The following is a 23,203-nucleotide window of genomic DNA, read 5'->3' on the forward strand; positions in this document are numbered from 1 at the left end:
CGCATTCTTCACCGCCTGCGCCTTCACCAAACCCAAGATCTCGGTACGGAAATCCTCCAACCGATCCGACCACCGCAAACCACCACGCGCAACCGAGCCGAAGCGCAGATGCACGCCCTCGACCCGCGGCGAATACACGAAGATCTCGAACTGCGGACGCGGCTTGGGCAGTTCGGCGATCGCGTGGGGGTTCAGCTTGACCGACAGGTAGTCCAGCGGATTGCCCGCCTCGTCGCGCCGGTAGTAGTTGGTTCGCAGCGTCGCCTCGATCAAGCCGAACAGGGCACGCAGAATACGGTCGGTGTCCAGGCTGACCACGGCGTCGATCTCGGCCTGCACCCGCTCGGCGATCTCGGCGGCCCGGTCGGCGGTCTGATCGCCGACGCCATCCGGATCGAAGTACGCGGCGAACAGTTCGGTGCACGAGCGGGCGGTGGCCGGGTGGGTGAGCAGCACGCGGGTGATGTTGCCGAAGGTGTAGGCGAATCCGGCTTGCTGCAGGTACTTCGCGTAGGCGCGCAGCAGCGCCACCTGACGCCAGTGCAGACCGGCGCGCAGGACCAGCTCATTGAGGCCGTCGACCTCGGCACGGCCGAACCACATCGCGGTCACCGCGTCCGGGAAACGCCGTCGCACACTGGTTTCCGGCAGCGACGCGACATCGACCGACTGCCCGAGCTGCGCGGGCGGCTCGCTGTCGAGCGCGTCCCGCAGCGGCGCGGCGGTCACGCGCAGTCCGAAGTCGTAGATCCAGCGGTCCGGCCGGTCCGGCACCGTGATGCGGTAGGGCCGTTCGTCGACGACCTCCACACCGAGACTGTGCAGCACCGGCAGCACCCGGCTCAGCGAGACGCCCTCCCCCGCCACATACAGCGTGAATCGCCAATCCGCCGAGGGGGATTCGCCGTGCGGGTAGAGATTGGTGTCGATCTCGCCGTCGGCCAGCCGCTCCAGCCGGCGCAGATCGGTGAGCGCCCGTGCGGGCTCGTGCTCCTGCTGGTAGCTCGCGGGGAAGGCGGCCGCGTAGTCGCCGACGAGCGCCTGGGGCACGTCGGACGCGCCCGCCGCCTCGGCGACCAGGCGGTCGCTCCAGGTCCACGTGGTGGCCAGCAGCAGCTCCTGGATCCGCTCGCGGTTGTCCTCGGAGATGTCGCCGGGTTCGGCGCCCGGCTTACGGTGCACGGTGAAATACACGACGGCCAGCTCGGATTCCGTCGCGCGCGCCGAATAGGCGATCTGCTCGGCATCGAACTGCGCGCGCAGGATGTCGCCCATGCGCAGCCGGACTTCGGTGGAGTAGCGGTCGCGCGGCATGTACACCAGGCAGTAGATGGTGTCGCTGCGCGAATCGCGCCGCAGGAACAGTCGCACCTGGCGCCGTAGCCCCAGATTCATGACGGCGGAGACGGTTTCGAACAGCATGCGCGCGTCGGTGGAGAACAGCTCCACCCGCGGGAACGACTGCAGCATCTCCAGCATCGCCTGCCCGGAGAACGAGTTGAGGTCGAAACCGGCCCAGTCGATGACCTGCAGTACCCGCCGCGAGATGACCGGGATGTCGAGGATGTTCTCGTGCAGGCCCGCGACGGTGAAGGTGCCGACGAAGACGTGCTCGCCCTTCACCATGGCGACGGTGTCACCCCAGGCGGCGCGACCGCTCGGGTCGGTAGCGCCGTAGTCGGCGACGCTGATGAAGTACAGATCCCGCGACCCGGGCAGCAACGAGTCCACCGAGCCGTTGGCCATGCGCAGGACTGTCCGCTTCGCACCGACCACCGGCACGCTGATATCCGCGGCGGCGCCGCCGGCGAGCACGCCCAGTCCGGTGCCGGGCAGCTGCCACGGCTCGAAGTCGGCGTTCGCGCTCGGCGCGGAACGGCGGAAGTGGTAGTAGCCGTAACCGAGCGGCGTGAAGTGGCCGTCGGACAGCCAGCGCAGCAGACTCGCGGTCTGCGGGATCTCCGCGTCGCCGGCCCACTGCGCGGCCTGATCGAGCTGGCCGGCAACGGTGGTCAGCACCTCGACCATGGTCGGCGTGTCGTCGGCGACCTGGCGCAAATCGGCCAGCAGGGGCGGCAGCGCGCGCTCGATCCGGTCCACCAGCTCGTCGGACAGACCAGCGCCCAGCTGCACGTGGATCCACGATTCGCGCAATGTCTGTCCGTCGGCCTCGCCCGCGGGTTCGGCCTCGCCGTCGCGGGGGGCAATGGCCAGCACCCTGCCCTCGGCGTCCCGCGACACATCGAACACCGGGTGCACGACCTCGGTGATGGTCGCGCCGAGCCGGCGCAGCGCGGCGGTGACCGAGTCGACCAGCAGCGGCATGTCGTCGTTGACGATCTGGATCGCGGCGCCGAGCCCCGCGCTGTCGTCCGGCCGATAGACCCGGGTGGTCGCCGAACCGGGCGCGCGGGTGGCCGCCAGTCCGAGATGCTGGCGGAAGATCTGCTCGGCCCGATCCGTGATCGCCGACGTCGAGGACCCCGGCTGGATCCACCGGAAGTAGGCCGCCTCTAGATCGGTCGGATCATCGTGGAACCGCTTCGGTGAAATCGTCTGCTGGGTGGTTGCCACCATCGATCCGTTGCCTTCCCGGGAACTGCACTCGTACGTGTTTCGTACTTCAAATAACGTACCGCTGGATAACGGCACAATCAACAGTGTAACAATAATTTTCCGTGGCAGATACGGGAAACGGCGTCCGGATCAGGGGGTTTCTCCGGCCGAACGGAGGCGGTCGCGCTGTCTCAGCGGACCAGGCCCGCTCGTGAGACGAAGGTCCGAGCGGCCGTCTGACCGGCGAATGTCCCTGTCTCCAAGCGCAAGCCCGCCCTGGTGTCCGCGTACCAGACGGTTGCCGAGGGGCTGATCGCCACGTAGACCGGACCGTCGACGAGCACGACCGCGCGGGCGTTGCGCCAGCGAGAAAGGCTGTCGGCCAACTGATCCGGCTCGACCAACTCGGAATAGAAGGTCAGGTCCCTACCGCCGGCGATGCCGCCGAAGAGCATCGGGTTGCTGGCCGTGATGACGCACTTCTCCCCGCGCCCAGTGGAATCCAGCGGCTGACACGACGCCGCGGACCGCAGTAGACCCGGCATGGCCTGCGCCGGTGTATCCCCGCCCGTGAGCGATGGCAGCGACATCGAACAGGACCGGATGCCGAGGACGGCGGCAACGATCATGACCACGATTGCGATTCCGACGGCACGCCACTGCCAGAGCGGATAAGCCTTGCCGACGATCTTCCTGGTCTCGGCGACCGCTTTTTCCGCCTCCGCCCCGACCTTCTCGGCAACTCCGGCCACCTGGGCCGGCAGCTTCTCGACGACGGATTTGTCTCCGGACGAGCGCAGCGGCGCACCGCAGTGCGCACACCGGGAATCGGCACCGGTGTGGCGATGCCCGCAGTACTCGCATACCAGCTCGCGTAGCGTGGACACCTCAGCGCCCCGTGACGACGATCGAGGAGATCGCGGTGGTATTGACCGACGAATCGCCCTTGGATTCCAACACCGTCAGCACGATCTTCGAGGCGCTCACCGCGGGCTCGATCTTGGTCACCACCAAGGTGCGCTGATCGAGGGTCGGCTGGGTGTAGACGGTCTTGCTGCTGTCGTCGAATTGATACGAAACCCGGCTCGCGGTGCGGTATTTCGACCACTGGTCGGTGCCGTCCGCACTGATGTTGTCCCACCCGGGCACGATGCCGATCGAGTCGATCTGGTAGGTCTTGCCCAGGTCGATGGTAATGACCTGCCCGTCGACCTTGTAGGCGCGCACGCAGGACCACGCCTTCCCCGATTGCCTGGAGAAAGCGTCCATTGCGGGTGTACCGCCCGGCCCGCATTTCGCCTCCGCGGACTTCACCTGAATGATCGAGCCCGCGGCCGGAGCGGCCGACGTCGCCGGCGCCGCCGAGGTCGGCGGCGGCGTGACGACCAGTAGCTGGTTCTGCGCCGTGTTCTTCGAGTCACCGCCACCAGTGGTGACCAGAAGCAGCACCAGCAGTACCGCGACCACCGCGGCGACGATCAGCGCCACCTTCGGCTTGCGCAACTGGACGAGCGCGTCCTTGGCCACCTGCTGCGCCGGCGCAAGCCGGTTCGGCTGCGTGGCCGCGGGACGTTCCGGCTCCGGTTCCGGCGCTGTGGGCGCGTTCGAGCGCGCCGCGACCGTCGAGTAGTCGCTCCCGAATTCCATCGCGGGCGTTGGTTCTTGGGCCTGCCCGTTCAGCAGCGCGAGGATTCGCTCGCTGGCCCTCGGGCCGTCGCCGCTGCGGCGCCGTGGCGCGACAGGCTCCGAATCCGGATCGAGGTCGGGGAACCCGAGCGAGGCGGCGCCGAACTCCGGGCTGTCGCTGGGCGGCGCGGCCGAAGGCCCGAACGACGGATCGGACAGCAACGCCTCCAGGACCGCGCCTCGATGACGGAGAAAGACGTCTCCCGCGTCCTCATCGGGCATGAAACGGATGGTATCCGGAGCGAGCAGCACGCCGAGCCCCCGCTATTCCCGCTGAAGGGAACAGCTCAGCGGCCGGTTCAGCGTTTCTTTTCCTCGGTCACGAAGTACTCCGGCGGCACGTCGAACACTCGCGCCAGCGCGATCACCAAGTCCAGCCGCGGGATCGCGTCGCCATGGATGAGCCGGTACAGACCGGACTGCGACACCGGCACGTCCGGGTAGGCCAATTCCAGGTGCTGCGCCAGCGAGTAGAGCGTCAGCGAGCGCGTGGACCCGTCTTCGGTGGACACGACGGACTCCGCGATCAGCTCCGATAGTCGGCTGGAGAAGATCGCGGCGGCGGCCTGTCTCGGGGTCAGCGCGTCCCCGGCGTGATGAGGGAGATCGCCGCCATCGGAATGGGTGTCCGCTACCACGGTGATAGACATTAACCGACCACTCCCATCAGCTCACGCGACGGCCACCAGGTTGCGGAGGTGCAACCATGGGTGCGGATGCCCGAGCGCCTGGCGCGGGCGGACCGTCGACGGCATCGAAATATCGTGTTTCGCCTCTCGGCTCGATAAGGTCAACCCGCACCGTGCGCATCGGAATGCTCACGTCCACCGCGGTCGCGCTGACCTGGTTGATCGCGAGATCGACCGCACGCCTGCGCGGACCGCCGGGCTCGCTGATGGTGACCGTCGTGTGCGCGCTGGACGCCCGCGGCGGCAGGTGGTCGAAGACGGCGATCGTGGCGGGAGGTTCCGCCTCCACACCGCTCTGGGCTCCTGGTCCTCCGGCGTTGGGATCGGCCATCCGCATTGAGCGGGGGTCACCGACCGCGGTGACGAGCTGACGCCAACTGTCCGGTCGCGCCGAATGGATCTCCACATCCGCGCCGACCACCATCGCCCGCAGGATGATCTGCTGCGCGACCGGCAGCACCGCGTGCACGTCGATGGTGCGCCTGCGTGGGTTGTACCGGGCCGGGTCGAACAGCGGCAACGCCAGGGTGTGCCGCGGCTGACCGCTGATCGCACCCAGAATCTGGCCGTTCGGGCCGATCGCGATGGTCAGTTCGGCGACCAGGTCGGCGGGGGCGACGTCGGAGCCGGACTCAAAGCCGCGCAAGGCGCGGACCGAGTCGCCGGTGGGCAACGACGCCAGCAGCGCCGTCGACTGGTCGCCGCCGAGCAGGCGCAGATAATCCGGCGGCGCGGTGGTCAGCGCCGGGCCGATGAACCGGACCAGCGCGCGCGGCCCCTCCCCCTCGTCGGTCAGACTCACCACCAGCGTCGTGCGGCCGCGGTTCCAGGTCCAGCAGTCGTCCAGGCCGACGCCATCCAGGCGGGCCCAGTCGATAAGGAAGCTGGTCACGCAACGGCCGGGCACCGACGACTCCAGGTTGCTCCAGGTCTCCCGCAGATCGGTGAGTTCGACACCGGCGTGCAGCAGACGCGTCGCGTCCCGCAAGGCATCGGCGGGCAGCGCGTGCGCGGCGATGCCGCGCTCACGTAGCTGCCCCGCGATCCGGTGCGCGGCGCTGGCCAGCGCCTTGGGGGCGACCACCGAGCACCGGCCGCGCTTGCTCAGCACCGCCAGGTTGCGTTCCTGGTCGAGCCGGACCACCAGCCAGGTCAGCCGATCGCCGACCACCGGGTGGGAGCCGATCAGCTGGTCGTAGAGCATGCTGTAGTTGCCCGCGGAACGGACACGCTGGCCGGTGGTGACGATGTCGATGTCGACCGCGATACCGAACTGGTCCAGCATCGGGTACAGCAGATCTACCGGAATGGTGTCTTCGGTGTAGAGCGTTCGCTCCGCGATGACGGTGGGCAGGTCCAGGTTCGGCGCGAGCTGGATCATCGCAATCAGCGTGTTGCCCGCCTCGTTGATACCGCACACGCCCGCCGCGACTTGCACATCCCGGATTCGGGCGTGCTCCTCCCGTTCCCGCGCCCGTGTGGTCCGGCCGGATCGGTAGTCCACCCAGTCGAGCAGCCAGCGAGCACCGGTGCGTCCGTTCACCCGGACGGTCACCGTCGTGACCAGGACCGTGACGACCACCGCGCTGACCCACCACGGTGTCTTGGCCGACAGGCCGACCAGCAGCGGGCTGCCGACGACGACGAAGCCTGCGAAAGGACCCCGCTCGACGCCGCCGATCCGAATGCTCGGAAAGCTCACCGACGCCTCCGGACCAGGGAGTTCATGTGACCGCCTGCGAGGCCGAGCAGTAGGGCGATGACGATGACGACGGTCGCGGCGATGGCCGGCAGCGGATCCTTCGGGCGCGGCGGGGCGGGCATCGGCAGTTCCGATGACCGGAACAGCCCGGCGGGCTGCTTCGGCGGCGTCCGGTAGCTCAGCGCGGCCAGCGGGTCGATCATGCCGGCGCCCACCGCGTTATCGATGCCACGCGCCGGAGCGTGCGCGCTGGCCTGCAAGCGGGCGGCGATCTCGGCCGGGGTCTCGTTGGGGAACCGTGACCGCAACAGGGCGGCGACCCCGCTGACGTAGGCCGCGGCGAACGATGCGCCGCCGACCGGAACCAGTTTGTCCGGAGTGCCCACTCCGTTGATCAGACCACCGCCGCCGGGGCCGAGCGACTCGATGCCGGTCCCCGGCGCGGCCACCGAAACCCACGGGCCGTTCAGCGAATCCTGCATCGGCGCACCGGTCGCGGTGGTGAACCCGACGGTGAGCACGTCGGCGCCGAACCAGCCCGGCGTGGAGATGGTCTTCACGTCCCGCCAGTTGCGGGGGTCGGCGGGCCGGGCCGGGTCGACGTCGGGATTCTGCGCGCAGTTGGCGGTGCCAGCGGTGTTGCCCGCGCCCGCGATGATGAGTGCCCCACGAACATGGACGGCATGGCCGATTGCCGCCGACAGCATGGACTGGTCCACCTGCGCGTCCGCGGGCACACAGATGGGCAGTGACACCGTGATCACTCCGGCGCCTTGGTTCGCCGCGCGGGTGATCGCTCGCGCCATGGTGCGCAGGTCGATCGAGAGTTGCAGGTCGCGATCGGAGCTCGGTCGTTCGAGGCTGAACGCGCCGGACCGCGTGCGGATGGAGATGATCCGCGCGTCCGGGGCTACGCCGGCGAATCCGTCCGCGGGATCCGGGGCCGCGCCGATGATTCCGGCGACCAGCGTGCCATGCGCGTCACAGTCGGACAGGCCGTCGCCACCAGCCGCGACGTAGTCACCGCCGCCGACGAGATTGGGCAGGCGCGGATGGGGAGTCACGCCGGTATCGATCACGGCGACGGTCACGCCGGCGCCCCGGCTCAGCGCCCGGGCGCGGCGCAGATCCAGTGCCAGTTCCGGCGGCGGAACGCGGGTCACGTCGCTGTCGGGCAGAAGACCCGCTGCCAAGCAGCCCTTGTCCTGCTTCGTCGGAAGCTCGGGTCCGGGGGGATCATCCGCGGGCGGCGAACCTACCACGACCTGCGGTGGTTCCAACGCCATGGCCGGCGCGGCCGGGACGGCCAGCAGCATTCCGGCCAGAACCGCCACGGTGGCGCTGCCGACCTTCATCAGATCGCTCGCATTGCTGTATAGACGCCCATGATCCAGAAAGCGATCACCGGAACCACCAGGATGAGTGCGTACTCAACCAGATCGATGACCCGCCGGGTGACCGGGGAAAGCCGCTTGCCGGGCAACCGAATCGCCGCGACACACGCCGCGATGGCCGCGAGGACCACCACCAATCCGACCACCAGCCGCGCGACCGGGGTCTCATACGCGCCGACCAGGACGAAACCGACGCCGCACACGGTCACGGCGGAGGCGGTGATCAAGGCGATGGCTTGCACCCGGTCCGGATGCCAGCGCGAGCGCATCGCCAGCAAGCCCGCGATCGCGGCGGCCATGACGATCTCACGGATGCCACCGGGGCTGACCGCGGCCGCGATCACCGCGGAGACCGCGAGCACGGTCGAGATCGAGGCGATCAGGCCGCGCAGGCTGGTCACCGCCAGCCGGGCGCGGCTCTCGATGCCCACCTCGTTGTTCTGGCGCTGTCGCTCGCTGTCCTCGGTGTGCTCGTCTCCTTCGCGCACCGTCTCGGCGTCGAAGATGTCGGTCAGTGTCGTCGGCGAGACCTCGGTGCCCGGGTCGGGCAGATCCGGCGGCCGGATGCGCGCGATCACCACCGCCAGTCGTGCCGCCATGGTCAGCAGCACGATGCCGACGAACACCGCGCCGCCCGCCACCTGCCGCACGGACAGATCCAGATAGGTCAGCGGCAACGCCGCGGCGGTCACGGCCACGCCGAGCACGGTCACCGCCATCAGTGTCGCGATGCCGAGTCCGCTCAATCGCATCATGGTGGCGGCGGCTACGGCGGCGACCACCGCTCCAGCCGCCAGGTTGGCCGCGGCGAACGGTCCTGGCTGGCCGTAGGCGGGCGGCACCAGCATCGCGCCACCGGCGAACAGCAGCGGCGTGGCCGACAACGACAAGCCGAGGCAGATCGCGCCCGGAGCGTCGCGGCGGCGCGCGATCGCGGCGGCGGCCCAGCACAGCGCGCCGAGCAGCAAGGCGGGCAACCCGCACCACACGATCGAACCGGTCATGGTCCACGACCAGGACAGCATCGCGGCTACCGCGGCCGCACCGGTTCCCAGCGCGGTGAGACCGACGATCACCGCGGTGTTCGCGTCGAATTCGGCGAACTCCCGCTCATTGATCAAGGCGAGCGCGTCGGTGATGTCCTCGACGACCGGCGTGAACACCTCCGCCGACTCGACGGCCGACAGCATCAACACGATGCCGTCGGTGACGTCGTGGTCGGCGAGGCTGCGCCAGCGCGGCATCGGCGGCTCGCCGGGGCGGGCCAGGCTCCACTGGCCTTGCGGCGGGGTGAAGTCCACGGTTTCGTCATCGATCGCCGATGCCAGTACCACCAGCAGATCGTCGATGAACGTCTCGATGGTGAACTTGGTCGGCACCACCACGTCGACCTGGTAGGAGGCGACCATCACGGCGATCCTGGCCCGTGCGACCTCTGCCGACGACTGCGTCCCGGCGGGCGCGGGCGCGACGGCAGTACTCATCGCCACGCTCCGTGATCACCGGAGTTGTCCGCGCCACCGGCGAGGTATCCGGGGAATCCGTCGGCCAGCCAGGCGGCCAGTTCCTCGAACGCGAGCACGGTCTCCTTCTCCAGCAATCGCAGGTCGATCTCGCCGCCTTCGGCCAGGTGCGCGTCGTAGGGCAGCACGCAGGTCGGGCGCTGCGCGGTCGCGAACAGCTTCTCGATCGCGTCCACGTCGACGGTCGGTTTCAGGGGCTGGTGGTGCACGATCCCGACGATCGACTTGGCGATCAGATGGTGCAGGCCGTGCGCGCTCAGCCAGTTCAGGGTGGCCACCGCGCCGGTCACGCCGCCGACTGTGGCCGGGGTGACCACCACGACGGCGTCACTGGTCTGCAGCACCGTCGCGGTCGCCGAATCGAGCACACCGGTCCCGCAGTCGACCAGCAACAGGTTGTAGTGACGGCGCAAAACCTCCACGGCAGTTTGGTATTCGCGGCCGGACAGCGCCTCGGTGGCCTCGGTGGACCACGGCGAGGCGATCACGGCGAGGTCGGCCGAGTTGATCGAGGTGAACGACTGCACCGCGGAGAACGCGTCCAGGTTGTGCGACTGCGCCAGGTCACGCAAGGTCAGCCCGTACGGGTGCCGGGTGGTGCGGGTCGCCAAGTCGCCGAAGTCGGGATTCGCGTCGATCGCGACCACCCGGTCCGGGCGCAGGCTGGCGAACGTCGAGCCGAGCGTCGCCGCGGTCGTGGTGCGGCCGACGCCGCCTTTCACGCTCACCACAGCGATCTGATACGTCGAGGTCAGTTGCCGCCGGATCCGGTTGCGGCGGTCTTCGGCGCGCTGCTCGGCAGGCGAAAGACCAAGGTTGAAGCCGACTTTGTTCAGCGCACCACGAACACCGGACGTAGACCGCAGCTGCGCGCGCTTGGCGGCGGCGATGTCGACGAGCAGCTCGATCGAGCTGAGCGCGGCGGGCAGCACCTCGACCCGCGGCGTCCCGTCATAGGCCGAGCGGTCGACGCGTTCGGGAACCCATGGTGCCGCCGAACCGGACGACCGATCCTGATTCGCGGACGCGGCTTCGTTCCGCGCGAGCGCCTGGGAGGGCTGGCTCGCCTGTCCGGCCTGGTACTGCTCAGCGGCCTGTTGCTGGGCCGAATGGTGCTGGGCCGCCTGCTGTTGCGCTTGCGCCGGTTGCGCGGCAGCGAAGTCCCGCTGAGCATTCACCTGCGGCGGTCGAACGCTTGCCTGTGGCGGCTGCGCACCGGGCTGCGGCGGCTGCGCACTGGGCTGCGGCGGCTGCGCACTGGGCTGCGGCGGCTGCGCACGAGCTTGCGGGTGTTGCGCACTGCCCTGCGACTGCTGCGCACCGGCTTGCGGGGGTTGAGTATTCACCTGCGGCGGCGGCACGCTCGCGCCGGGCGGCGGCGCACTGGCGGCGGGCACCGGCGCTACCACGCCCTGCGAACGGTGGTCGGATTCCCTCTGCGGATCGCGCGGCGGACCGGAAATGGGGTCGACGGGACTGAACGTGTCGGCATCCTGGCGTGTCTCGGCGGCGGGCCCTGGTGCCACGGCCGCGTCGGCCAGCTCGCCGGTCGGTGCGAAGAACGCGTCATAGCCGCCGCGAGCCCGCGCGGCGTCAGCCGAATGACCGTTTCTGCTCGGTGCTCGGTTCATTTCCGTCGTCCTCTCCACAACCACGGTCCGACGTTCAGTTCAGTCTGCTGGTGTCGAACCAACTTCGGCCGGGCAGCAGGTCGATCAACGCCCCGATACCCGACCGCAAGGCCGAATCATCGCCCGGCGCGTATCTGGCCCACTTCCGTCCGTCCATCGCGACGCTCGGAGTCACGATGATCCGCCCTGACAGGGTATCCAGCACGCTCACGCAGAATTCGGGCTGCGCAGAGCTGCCGTCGTGGTGCTCGATCACCACCACCTCGGCCCGCCGGACCACCTCGTCCAGTACCCGGCTCAGCACTGCGGCGGTATGCGGTTCCGCACCGAGTTCCGCCAGGGCACACCGCCGTTCGTCCTGGTCGTCGGGGACCTCGTTGAATTGCTCGGCCGTCGCCGCGATCGGCTGGAACTGCACCACCGACGCCGGACCGAGCGCGGCCGCGACGGCGCCCGACAAGGTGTCGAGCTGGCGGTCCTGCTGGAACACCGCCTGGATGACGACATGGTCGTCGGAGCGCACCGCGAGCACATGGGTCTCGCCCGCACGCACCAGCGACATCCGCAGCATCCCCTCCGGCTGGCCATCCAAGCCGGTGTCCAGGATCCGGACAGCCAGCTCCACATCCGGCCGGTACAGACACTGAAGCCAGTGCTCGACCACCGGGTGCACACGACCGCCCTCGAGCACGCCCACCTCGGTGAGCTGCTCGGCGACTACGGCACGCACCCGATCCCGGTCCTCGATCCGGTAGATATTCGGCAGCAGGGCCAATACCAGCGGAAAGGAGTCGATGCCAACCAGATGTTGTAACAACAGGGCGGCATCGACATTCAGGTCGATTGCGACTGGATCGTCTTCCACACCTTCACCGAATATATTGTGATCCTTTCCCTCTTTCGAATACTCGGCCGCGCTGTGCTTCACCGGGGAGGTTCTGCCGAGGCGAGCACCGCTTCGTCTTCGATTCGCTCGATGACGCCGACCGCCAATGCCGGTTCGAGCACCGCCTCCTCCGGGCTATCTCGGTCCTCGTACTCGATGACCCCGATGACAGGAGGTTGTTCGAGTACCGGAACATCCTGAGGTTCGCCCGGTACGAATACCTTCGACGGCTTCTCCTCGTCATCACGGCGCCGTCGCATGCGCGCCTTCGGCGCGACCGCACCACGTGGCGGGCCCTTCCGCGCCGGCGTCCCGGACGCTGCTTGTTGCGGCAACGCACCGAATGCGCGTCCAGCTCCTGGATTCCAGTTGGCGGGCATCCGGAATCCGGTCGAAGCGCCCGGCATCGAACCGACGCCGCCGCGGGCCATATTCAGCGCGACAAGACTTCCGGCGCCACCGTTCAATGCCGCCAGAGTCGGCGAGTTCTGCGACGTGCCGTAGAACCACGAATCGTCCGTGGCTCCGTCGCCAATGCCATTCGTTCCCGAATCAGCGGACAACGTACTGGGATCCACCTCCGGCGCCAATTGCTCGGGATTGGTGGCAGGGTTGGTCGGATCCGTGGGCTGTGTGGGATCGGTCGGCTGTGTCGGGTCGCTAGGAGTCTTATCGCCGCCGGAGCCGTTGTCGGATCCAGTCGATCCATCGCCCGTCGACGATGTGGAGGATGTAGTAGGACCGGTACCTGTGTTGTCGGTCGGCCCGCTGTATGGCGCGTTGTCATAGGGCGCGTAATCCATGCCTGGATCTCCGCCAGCCGCAATGGGCGGCGCCTCAACCGGCGGTGGAATCGCGGCCAGTGTGGGCACCAGCGCCCCAGCGTAACCGGCCATCACACCGATGGCGGCCACTCGGATCGCGGCCAACTCGACCTCGGCCGCGAGGAGCATCGGCGCGCTCAACGAGCCCATGCCGCCGAGCGCCGTGACAGCCTGCCGCAATCGCACCTCAGCACACTTGGCGGCCAGCGCCGTCATGGCGCTGCGCGCCGCGGCGTGGATGTCGGCCGCGCGGTCCAGCAGCACAGCGGTCTGCTCAGCCACGGCGGCCTGCTTACGCGCCCATGTCGTCCAATCACCGAACGCCTTCTGCGCCTGGTCAGACGTCAGCGCTCGGAACGTCCCGCCCATCTCGAGCATCGAGCGATCGGTACTGGCCGCGACGACATTCAACTGCGTGCCCATTCCCGCATAAGTCGCTGCGGTCAGCCGCGTCGTCGCTCCACCGTCACCAGCGAGCAATGGGTAGATAATTGCCTCCGGCGCCAAAGCACCGAATACGACAGCAAGAGGCATCTCATCAGCTTTCGCTCGGGCTATCCGTGCCTACTCGCCGAATGCCGCTGATCTGCTGAGTATCTGGGCGCCACCGCGCAAGTCGCCCTCAGCGAAGGCGACACCCACCTTTGGTAGCTCGACCGTACCATCGATTCCCAGCGCGGCCGCGGCTGCCGTGGAGCGGAAGAACAAGGCTGCTTGATTGACGCATGCGCCCTCAATGAGCGCGCTCACGTCATCGAGGCCCGGTGGAGCCGGGACAGCGGCAGGAGCGGCCGCGCCGAGCATCAGTATCAGGTCCTCCATACTGACACCGAGCTGGGCAGCGATAACCGGGAGATGCTCCGGAGCAACAGCGAGGTACATGGAAGTCTCCTAACGACCGGTACCCACTCTTGGCGAGTAGTACATCAAGAACACTAAGACCTTCCCAGTGTTGGGAAGGTCTGTTGTGGTAGGCCCGGCAAAGTGGTCATGTGAGTTGCTGAGCGTTCCGTCCGCCGTACATCACGAGGCCGGAATCGTGGGATGTACGCTGCCGTCCTCGACCATGCTCACGCGAACGAGTTCATCGAGGACGACAGCGTTTATCCGGGCTTGATCGGCCGCGGCGGCGGCATTCGGCACCACCGCCGACACCGGAGGACAGGAATCGATGCCGACCGCGGTCCGCAGCAGTGCCTCGTCCACATTCGGTGTGACCCCAACCGGATCGGCTTTCATGTCACACCGAACACTTGGTCGATTCCGGAACAGCGATCCCAACCACGGAGTATCTAGATATAGCCGGTACCGATGCCCTGGAACTTCATGGCTTGCCCCATGTCCGTCGCACGGAACAAACCGTCGACACCGCCAACATCCTTGCACGCTACTTTCAGTGCCTTGAGCGCCTCGTTGTAAGCGCTGACCTGATTCCTGATCGTATTCTGCAAGGTTTCATTCGAGTCTCCAGCAAGACCTGTAAATACTTCGGCAACCAGCCTGCACAGGCGCTCACGCTCGTCTTCTCCGACAAGCATCTGTTCCAGAATCGATTGGGTCTGGACGGTCAGGTTTTCGACCCCATTGTAGTCGTTGTGCAATGCCATTTTGAGATAACCTTTCTGACAGATCCGAGATGACCGGATCAGAAATCGTACTTATGCCGGTTGACCATCGCCGCGGCCTCTTGATCCTGGTGGTCGAATTTCGCACCCGAATCGTTCAACGCATCGACGACTTCCATGAAGGTTCGATGCAGATTATTCCCCCTGCTGATGCATGCCTGCCACACATCCTGCATCGCGGTGCCAGCTGATCCCACGACATAAATTCCGTACTCCTGCTTGATGCCCTCGAGGATCCCCAGATGGTTACGAAACGTGTCGGCCTGCATGAAGAACTTCTCAGCGGCAGCTTTCAAATCTGCCTGATCGCCCTTGAATGGACTAGTCATTTCTTTCTCTCTCTATCAAGCATTCACCGGGCCTCGGTCGGGTTCGCCGAGGACGTTGATAACATGTGTGTCGAAGTCGCTCGTATGTGGTTCGGCTCGTCAACGTACTCGATCACATCGATGATGGGGGTTTTGTCCAGAACCGGCACCTCCTGAGATTCTCCGGGGACGAATACTGCCGCCGATCTCCGGACTTCTCATCGTTCCGGCGACGCTGCGCTGTCCCGTCTTCGGCGCGATAGCGCCGCCACGCGCCGGACCTTTGCGATCCGGAGCCGAGATACCCTTCTGCCGCTGTTCAGCGAAGCCCCGAAGTCGTTTTACTTTCCGAGCAACCGGTTTCGAAGGCATCCGGCAGCTGGTGGCACTGCCGGGGATCGACCCCAGCTCACCGCGTGTCGAGTAGAGCACAGCAGCCTCCTCTCAATGACCGCTGGAGCGCTGACGTTCAGCGAGGTATTTGAGATTCTTAAGGGAAACGGTAATTCATTCCCAATCTTGGGAGGGGTTCTGGAGGTCAGAGCTGCTGCGGCACCCAGGCCACTTGGGCCTGATCTCTGCGAGAGCTCATCGGCTCCACGAAGATGCCTCGTCCTGGCGGCTGTTTGGTTGCCCGGACGTCACCGATCAGTACGCCGTCGAGCTTCGAGCCATCCATGACCAGGCCCGAGGAGTTGAGGTTCTTCATCTGGCCGATCACATTGTCGTAGAGCGCCGTGTCGGCCTGTGCGATATTGCGTGCCGCGATCACGTGCAAGCCGGTGTCACGGCCGTCGACGATGATCTCCTTCATCGGTTCCAGCGGGTTCAGCGAACCACGCTGCGCGACCATATGATAGTCGTCGATCACTACGAAGACCTCGGGGCCGCTCCACCAGGATCGCTCCGCGAGCTGACGAGTGGTCACGTCCTCGGGTGGACGCCTGGAGCGCATCTTCTCCACCAGTGGCGGCATCGCATCACGTACGTCCCGTTCGTTGGTCACATGTCCGATCAGCATGTCCTCTGGTACCGCCCCAAGATGCCTACGGCGATAATCGATCAGCAGGATACGCGCTTGCGAAGCGTCATACTGAAGTCGAATGGATTCCAGAAGTGCGGCCAGTGTGGTGGATTTCCCTGATCCAGTCGAACCAAGCACGATGAAATGCGTCGACACACCGAAATCGATCGCCGCTGGACTGAGATCGGATTCCCGGACGCCGAATGGTACGACAAGTCGCTGGGCGAGCGTCTGCGGCGCAGGCAATCCCCTACGCACCTCGTCGAGGCCGATTTGCGGCGGAAGCAGTTTCACCTCTGGCGCGCGCCGACCGGGATAGCGCCGGGCGACTTCGGCGCTCGCGGCGGCAAGACCTTCCGCGGCCGAATCCGTATCGCTCATGCCATCTGTGCGAGGCAATGCCGTCAGCATGTGCAAACCATCGTTCGAGATGCAACGGCCGGGTCGATTGGCGGGAATCGCCGCGACCACCGCGCGATGCGCGGTGAAGGTCGTATCTGCCAGGTCACCCAGCCGCATTTCGACACGGGTCTGCAGCAGGTCCTTGATCGCGGGCCGGATAGCGATCCACCGTGAACTGGTGAGCACCAGGTGGATCCCATAGTTCAGACCCTGTAGGGCGATCGATTCCATCACCCGTGTGTACTCGTCGTAATACGGGCCGTTCGTACCGAATCCGATGTCCCAGCCATCGATGACCAGGAAGACATCACCAAAGGGATCGCGGTTATGCCATGGCGGCTCGCCCGGACTATTGCGCAGAGTGCGGAACTTCCGGGTGGTATCGATACCGAACTCGGCGAACAACGTTTGCCGACTCTCGAGTAGATTCGTGACCAATGCGATCGTGCGTCGAATACGGTCGACGTCGCGAGCCGCCGCAACCGACCCCACGTGCGGTAGGTTCGCCAGGGCCGACAACCCACCACCGGAGAAATCCAAGCAATAGAATTGGACCTGCTCCGGGGTGTGCGTCAGCGCGGCGGACAGGATGAGTGTCTGCAGTGCGGTCGATTTGCCGGACTGCGTGCCACCGACGATGGCCATGTGCCCACCGGCGCCGGACATATCGACCGACCACACGTCCTGACGCTGTTGACGAGGCTTGTCGACCAGCGCCAAAGGCATCTGCAACGCCCCCTGTGGCACGCCGCGAATCATCCGCTCGAGTGTCGGTGGCGTGACCAGCGGCGGCAGCCACATGCGGTGAGCCGGCTGGCCGTGCCGGGCCAGCTGCTGCAACACCGCTTCCATCACGGTGATCGACTCTCCATCGGCGGCTTCGGGCACGTTGTCGACCACCACCGGCTCGACTACCGGGGGTCGAGAGTCGGCGATACGAGCAGCGGTGAACCGCTGCGGCGGCCGGTACCCGCCACCGGACCGGCGCGCGCGTTGCGCGGAAGCCGCCGATACTTGCGCGGGCGGCGAGTACCGTTCGCCCACATACGCGGCCTGGAACCGTTGCAGGTCGCCCGAGCCGACCCGCAGGTAACCCGAGCCCGGCTTCTTCGGCAGGTGGTATGCGTCAGCGGTGCCGATCGCGTCGCGCGAGTCACTGGTCTGGTTGGTGCGCAGCGCGATTCGATAGGAAAGGTGCGCTTCCAGCTCACCCATCCGGTTGGCCGGAACCTTCTGCGACGAGAGCAGCAAGTGGATGCGCAATGACCGGCCCAGTCGGCCGATGGCCACGAACAGTTTCGAGAAGTTCGGGTACTGCTCGAGCAGTTCGGCGAACTCGTCGAGAATGATCAGCAGGGTCGGTAGTGGTCGCAGGTCCGCGCCCTGCTCCCGGGCGCGCTCGTAGTCGGCGACGCTGGCGAAATTGCCCGCGTCGCGCAGAATGCGTTGCCGCCGCGCCATTTCGCCGTTGATCACGTCTTCCATGCGGGTGACCAGGTCGGCTTCTTCCTCCATGTTCGTCACGACGGCGGTCACGTGGGACAGCCGGTCGAACCCGAGGAAGGTGGCGCCACCCTTGAAGTCGACGAGCAGCAGGTTCAAGACGTCCGGCGAATGCGTCGCGACTGCCGAGATCACCAGGGTCCGCAGGAATTCCGACTTGCCCGATCCCGTAGCGCCGATGCACATGCCGTGCGGGCCCATGCCTTCTTCGGCCGATTCCTTGATATCGAGGTATACGACACCGCCCGCCGGGTCATGGCCGAATGGAATATTCAACCGCGCCCGATCCTCGTCGCGACGCCGGACCCACGCCTGTTCCACGCGGATGGCGCCGGGGTCGGCGATGCCGACCATCTCCTCCCATGATGTGCCGCCGCTGGCCTGTTCGGCGGCCACCGCCTCCACCACCGTGGACAACCGGTATGGCGAGAGGTGGCGCGCCATGGCCGTGATCGCCGGCACCGACAGTGCGTCGGCGACGCCCACGCGGCGCAGACCGCGCGGTGTCACCTCGTTCAGCGACCGGTCCTCGGTCACGGTGAACCGGAGTGCGCGGGGCAGGTTCTGTTCCGTGGTGCCCAGCCGCAACCAGGTGCAGCCGTCGATGCCCGAGATATCGCGGTCGGTGGCCGGTCCGCCGACGTCCACGATCAGCAGGTAATGCGTGCGGTCCAAGGTGGGCTGCGAATTCGCCGAGAACGGACCGCGATTCAACCCGGCGAGCACCTTGGTGCGCAGCTCGGCGACAGTGCGGTAGACCATCCGGCTGGAACCGATCGCGTCGGTGTCGCTCGGATGCTGGGTGTGCGGCAGCCACTTCAGCCAGGACCATTCCGGTGCGTCCGGATTCGACAGCACGGCGGCCACCGCCACCTGGTCCGGTCCGTGCAGCACCGCGACCTCGGCGATCATCGCGCGGACCAGCCCGGACACCAGCTGCGCGTCGCCGTCGATGCCGACCTGCGGCGCCGACAGCAGATTGATCGCTACCGGCATGCCACCGACCGTGGAATACGCCTTGGCGAACCGGGTCAGCTCGACGACGCCGACCGGGTCCAGATCCGAGGTGGGTGCGGCCTCCGGGACGATAACGCGTACCTGGTTGGCGATACGTCCCCGGCCGACCCGCACGCGCAGGAACTGCGGACTGGCGACCTGCACCTCCCACATGCGCTTACCGCCGATCAATCGGGCGATCTCGTCCGGACCGGGATGGGTGTAGCGCAGGTAGGCATACAGCTCGGCTTCAGCCCCGTGCACCGTCTTGCGGTTGTCGGTGATGCTGCGCAGGTAGTCCTTGCGTTCCTCGTTGAGGCCCGCCGCGCCACCGCTGCCGTTGCCCGCGAACGCACCGCCCATCATGCCGAACATCGACACCATCATCATGACCGGGAACATCAGCATCATCGGGTTCATGGCCCCGCCGCCACGGAACATCATGACCATCATTCCGGCCATGGCCGCCACCATCACCACGGGCATGATCATGCGCAGCCGCGACGGCGGAACCGGCTTGGGCAACTCGGTCGGCGGCTGCAACCGCAATTCGGTCACGGCGGGCGCTTTGGGACCGCGCACCATCCGGGCGGGTCGCACGAATCGGCGGGTGCTAGTCACCGCGAGCCCCCCAGCCCGGCGACGATCTTGTTGCCCGGAATGCCGTCGTGCTGGATGCGAGCCTCGTTCTGGGACAACGCCGGACCGACCGCGAACAGCGAGATGATGCTCCACGGGGCCGGAACCGGCGCGCGCAGCGCGAGTGCGCTGAGCGTGGGGTCGGTGGAGCCACCGTTCGTATTGGTGATGATGCCGTAACGCACCCCACTGTCGGAAACCCAGTACAGCGATTCCCGCAACGGGGATCCCGGTTCGGTACCGGTCACCTGCACGAAACGGCCGGTGTCGCGGGGCAGGTAGGCCCCGTCCGCGGTGGTGCCGCGGGAGGCGGCCGAGGTCACCAGATCGACGGCACGGCCCTGCTCCTCCTTGGTCAGCGGCAGTTGCCTGCCCACCAGCAATTCGGTGGCCGCGTTCGGGTCGTTCGCGGTGCGCGACCAGCGATAGCAGGTCACGCCGGAGCGTTCCGGATCCACCAGGCGAACGGGGCGGGCCGGGTATGTCGCCGTGCCCGGCCACTGGCCCGGGCGGAGGTTGGCCGCGATCACGTCCGGACCGACCGTGCGCGTGGAGACCGCGCCTTGGGAGTCCGCATTACGCACCATCGCCGCCAGCACCGCCGTCACCCGCACCAGACCTGTTTGCGAGACGAGGTAATACGAGGCGCCCTGATCCGGTGTCGACACGGTCACCACCGATCCGATCGGCGTGGTGAGTCCCGAGTTCAAGGTGATCGATTCTCCCTTGGCGGGCACCTCGGGCACGCGCAGCGGCGGCACCTCGGGGATCGCGTTGATCAGCCCTTTGGAGGCGGCCATCACCGGCGCAGTCGAATCGATGCCGAGTGCCAGGGCGACCGCGGTGTTCGCCAGATCGATCGCCGCGCGCACCACGCCTTTCTCGGCGTCGCCGTAGACCAGCCAGGTGGTGGTGTCGTCGCGCAGCAAACGGGCCTCGCCATCGCCGAGGGGGCGGACGACGTCACCGTCCACGGTCAGCGGACCGCCGATCGCGGTGGTTCGCACCGCGGAGCGGCTGACCGTCGGCAGACCGGTCGCGGGGTTGACCGGAGCCGCGGCGCCAGTTCGCGCTGTGTCGCACACCGTCCACGTCGAATCTTTTTCGTCGGTATCGACGATGCTGCCGGGCGCGCCGGGAATGCCGACCCACGGCCCACGCGGATACTTCGACAATTCATCCCGGGAAACCTGTACCGGCTTGTCGGGAGAACCGACGATCAGCCGGGCCGACGTGAGATTCAGCGCCGGAAACAGCCGGTTGCCAAGGCGCACGAACAGCGCACCGGTGTCCTTCTCCGCCACGATATTCGAATCACCGACCTTCTTGGCGGGTTTGAAGAACGCCAGCACGGCGGCGCCCGCGATGATCACGCAGGTCAGTGCGATGCCGATGGCCAGTGCAGTGGAACGGCCGCGCTGCGGGTCGTCGATCATCGACGCGTCCCGGCGGACCAGTGCGTGTTCGATCCGCCGCAGCAGAAAGCGCCAACCAGATATCTGGTGCTTGGTCACAACCCGGAAGCGCGCCACGGGTTTTCATTCCTTCCGCCGACCTGCAATGTCACCCTAACGACCGGTAACAACGCGAAGACGAACCCTATCCCCAGTGACGGGAATAGAGATTCCGGCTTTCCGCCCGACGCTGCCGATCCCCGGATCCGGCGCCGGTCACGGAGTCCTCGACCGGCGCAAGCCGACGCCTCACCCTCGCGAGCTCGGCGCCAAACCCTCCAGTGCCGCGGAGACGTCGAAGGCATCGATCGTCATGAGTTCTTCGTCGGTCATCGAGGCGATGTCGGCGTTCTCCCTGGTGAAGCGGTAATCGCGCTCGGCTTCGGCGGCCTCGACCACATTGCGCACGAAACGCCCGTTGCCCGCCAGGTCGATCAGCCGCCTGCCGTTCTTGGTCTGACCAGCCAATTCCTCGCAGCGCAAGCGCAATACCTCGCGCGCTTGCTCGGAAAGGATCGAATCCTTCTTCTGCGCAATATGCTCGGCGATCTGCACCAACTCATCGGCGTCGTAGCTGGAGAACCGGATGCGCTTGGTGAAGCGCGAGGCGAGACCGTCGTTGGACGCGAGGAACCGGTCGATCTGGTCTTCGTATCCCGCGATGATCACGACGAGTTTGTCCCGGTCGTTCTCCATCCTGGCCAGCAGCGTATCGACGGCTTCCTTGCCGAACGCGTCGCCGCCGGAAAGGCCTTCCTGGATCAGGGTGTACGCCTCGTCGATGAACAGCACACCGCCCAGCGCCGAATCGATCAGCGCGTTGGTCTTCGGTGCCGTATGGCCCAGGTGCGTGCCGACCATGTCGTTGCGGGACACTTCGATCACGTCGGCGTTCTCGACGACACCCAAGCCGGCGAAGATCTTGGCGATCACGCGCGCGATGGTGGTCTTGCCGGTACCGGGCGGCCCGGAGAAGATCAGGTGCTGCGAACGCGAATCCACCGCGAGCCCGCGCTTGGCGCGGATCTGATCCATCAGCACGCCGGACTTGAGCCGGTCGACCTGTTCCTTGACCGAGTCCATGCCGATCTGAGCTTGCAGCAGATCGGAGGCCTCCGCGAGCAGGCTCTCCCGTTCCGCGCGCGCCGCGTTGGCAGCCGCCTCGCGCGGGTCGTCGCCCGATTTCGGGTCCCACTTGTTCGTCCTGGAGGCGATGAGTTCCGCAGTAGCGACCTCGAACCGGTAGGACTTGTCCCGCACAGCCCGCTGCCATTCCTCGCGCTCGGGCCACAGCGCGGAACCCTGCAGACCCTTGAGGATCTTATCGGCTGCGTCGTGATCGCCGTTGTGCCGCATCAGCATGCCGAGCAGGAAGTGCGCGTCGGCCCAGATGTAGGACAGATTGCCCGAGGAGCTGTCCTCCACGATCCGCTGCGCGCGCGGCATGGCTTCACCGAAGCGGCCCAGATGGGCCAGCGACTGAGCGGTCATCAGTTCGGCGGCGATGTCGAGCAGACCGTCTTCCAGGACCGGCCGCGCGTTGCGCGCCGCGAGGACGTCCGGCCACTGCTTGGTCCGGAAGTACAACGACATCCGCACGAAGTCCGCGACGTCCTCGCTCGGGACCTCATCGAGAATGGCCGCGGCTTCTTGCCATTCACCGCCATCGGCATACGAACACGCCTGTGCGATGGCGATCTGGTCGCGATCTGCCATCGCGACGCGCAGCCCGTACATCCCGATCTCGACCTGGCACCACAGGGCGCGGTCGACCAAACCCGCCCGCTGCTGGTCCCGGTAGAGGTTGTGCACCGAACGGTAGGCGCCATAGATCACCTCCGAGGTGACCTCCCCGGCCATGGCACGCCCCAACCAGGCATCACACATGTCCGGGTCGAGGTCGGTGGCCGCCCTGAACGCCGCCGCCGCGTGCTGTTCATTGCGCACACCACCCGCGACCAACCCAAGATTTTGCACACCCGTGTAAAACGCGTCCTCGGCCGCTGACACCCCGGTCTTCCCTTCCGCCGATCTAGCTTGATCGAACGATAGATTCCGAAAGTCACACCCATGACTCGACCACTCCCCAATGATGGGAAGAATCGAGGGACTGCGGCTGATGCAAGCCGGACGGGCCGACGCACTCGGGTGCCGAACTGGACCGTTCCGCCAGTGCTGGAACATTGCCAATTTTGAACGTGCCGTCATACAGCGGTATGTTCCCTCCGGGGTCGGCAATCATCCGCCTGCAGACGACCCCTTCGGCGGCGGCTGGCATGCCGCGATCCGGCCCTCCAGCCGCCGCACAGCAGGTCGGAGGCTCTTCTAGAAATTTCTTGCCGCTATTTAGGTGCACACTAT

General features: G+C 66.7%; 17 protein-coding genes. All 17 read right to left on the minus strand.

Annotated features, from left to right (window positions below; genetic code table 11):
* Positions 1 to 2,577 (minus strand): NAD-glutamate dehydrogenase domain-containing protein (locus AB0M45_RS31850; protein WP_364336805.1); only part of this gene is annotated, 2,577 nt, incomplete at its 3' end.
* Positions 2,578 to 2,747: 170 nt separating this feature from the next.
* A complete protein-coding gene (locus tag AB0M45_RS31855) occupies positions 2,748 to 3,443 on the minus strand; it encodes a hypothetical protein (RefSeq protein WP_364336807.1) in 696 nt (231 codons plus the stop codon).
* 1 nt (position 3,444) lies between these two features.
* Positions 3,445 to 4,464 carry a hypothetical protein gene (locus AB0M45_RS31860; protein ID WP_364336809.1) on the minus strand — a complete coding sequence of 340 codons (1,020 nt, stop codon included), beginning with the start codon at positions 4,462 to 4,464 and terminating at the stop codon, positions 3,445 to 3,447.
* Between the two features lie 77 nt (positions 4,465 to 4,541).
* On the minus strand, positions 4,542 to 4,892 hold the full coding sequence (locus AB0M45_RS31865; RefSeq protein WP_364336811.1) for a helix-turn-helix transcriptional regulator: 351 nt from the start codon (positions 4,890 to 4,892) through the stop codon (positions 4,542 to 4,544).
* 16 nt (positions 4,893 to 4,908) lie between these two features.
* On the minus strand, positions 4,909 to 6,633 hold the full coding sequence (eccE, locus tag AB0M45_RS31870) for a type VII secretion protein EccE (RefSeq protein ID WP_364336813.1): 1,725 nt from the start codon (positions 6,631 to 6,633) through the stop codon (positions 4,909 to 4,911).
* Positions 6,630 to 7,988, minus strand: coding sequence for a type VII secretion-associated serine protease mycosin (mycP, locus tag AB0M45_RS31875; protein WP_364336815.1), 1,359 nt, complete (start codon positions 7,986 to 7,988; stop codon positions 6,630 to 6,632). The genes eccE and mycP overlap by 4 nt, the downstream gene beginning before the upstream one ends.
* Entirely contained in the window at positions 7,988 to 9,511 is a 1,524-nt protein-coding gene (gene eccD / locus AB0M45_RS31880; RefSeq protein ID WP_364336817.1) for a type VII secretion integral membrane protein EccD, read from the minus strand. Before eccD ends, mycP begins: the two co-directional genes overlap by 1 nt.
* Entirely contained in the window at positions 9,508 to 11,181 is a 1,674-nt protein-coding gene (locus AB0M45_RS31885; RefSeq protein ID WP_364336819.1) for a MinD/ParA family protein, read from the minus strand. Before AB0M45_RS31885 ends, eccD begins: the two co-directional genes overlap by 4 nt.
* A 34-nt stretch (positions 11,182 to 11,215) precedes the next feature.
* Positions 11,216 to 12,046: an ESX secretion-associated protein EspG gene (locus AB0M45_RS31890; protein WP_364336821.1), complete on the minus strand. Its 831-nt coding sequence runs from the start codon at positions 12,044 to 12,046 to the stop codon at positions 11,216 to 11,218.
* Positions 12,047 to 12,105: 59 nt separating this feature from the next.
* Positions 12,106 to 13,425, minus strand: a complete 1,320-nt coding sequence (locus AB0M45_RS31895; RefSeq protein ID WP_364336823.1) for a PPE domain-containing protein — start codon at positions 13,423 to 13,425, stop codon at positions 12,106 to 12,108.
* 30 nt (positions 13,426 to 13,455) lie between these two features.
* Positions 13,456 to 13,773 carry a hypothetical protein gene (locus tag AB0M45_RS31900; RefSeq protein WP_364336825.1) on the minus strand — a complete coding sequence of 106 codons (318 nt, stop codon included), beginning with the start codon at positions 13,771 to 13,773 and terminating at the stop codon, positions 13,456 to 13,458.
* Between the two features lie 141 nt (positions 13,774 to 13,914).
* Positions 13,915 to 14,130 (minus strand): hypothetical protein, encoded by a 216-nt coding sequence (locus AB0M45_RS31905; RefSeq protein ID WP_364336827.1) that lies wholly within the window; start codon positions 14,128 to 14,130, stop codon positions 13,915 to 13,917.
* Positions 14,131 to 14,183: 53 nt separating this feature from the next.
* Positions 14,184 to 14,498 (minus strand): hypothetical protein, encoded by a 315-nt coding sequence (locus AB0M45_RS31910; protein WP_364336829.1) that lies wholly within the window; start codon positions 14,496 to 14,498, stop codon positions 14,184 to 14,186.
* A 38-nt stretch (positions 14,499 to 14,536) separates the two neighbouring features.
* Positions 14,537 to 14,845 (minus strand): hypothetical protein, encoded by a 309-nt coding sequence (locus tag AB0M45_RS31915; protein WP_364336831.1) that lies wholly within the window; start codon positions 14,843 to 14,845, stop codon positions 14,537 to 14,539.
* Between the two features lie 517 nt (positions 14,846 to 15,362).
* Complete coding sequence (eccCa, locus tag AB0M45_RS31920; protein ID WP_364336833.1) at positions 15,363 to 19,370, minus strand: type VII secretion protein EccCa; 4,008 nt, start codon at positions 19,368 to 19,370, stop codon at positions 15,363 to 15,365.
* Entirely contained in the window at positions 19,367 to 20,920 is a 1,554-nt protein-coding gene (gene eccB, locus AB0M45_RS31925) for a type VII secretion protein EccB (RefSeq protein ID WP_364336835.1), read from the minus strand. Before eccB ends, eccCa begins: the two co-directional genes overlap by 4 nt.
* Before the next feature lie 171 nt (positions 20,921 to 21,091).
* Complete coding sequence (gene eccA / locus AB0M45_RS31930) at positions 21,092 to 23,026, minus strand: type VII secretion AAA-ATPase EccA (protein ID WP_364336837.1); 1,935 nt, start codon at positions 23,024 to 23,026, stop codon at positions 21,092 to 21,094.
* Between the last annotated feature and the right edge of the window lie 177 nt (positions 23,027 to 23,203).

Source organism: Nocardia sp. NPDC051787 (assembly GCF_040681325.1).
GTDB lineage: Bacteria > Actinomycetota > Actinomycetes > Mycobacteriales > Mycobacteriaceae > Nocardia.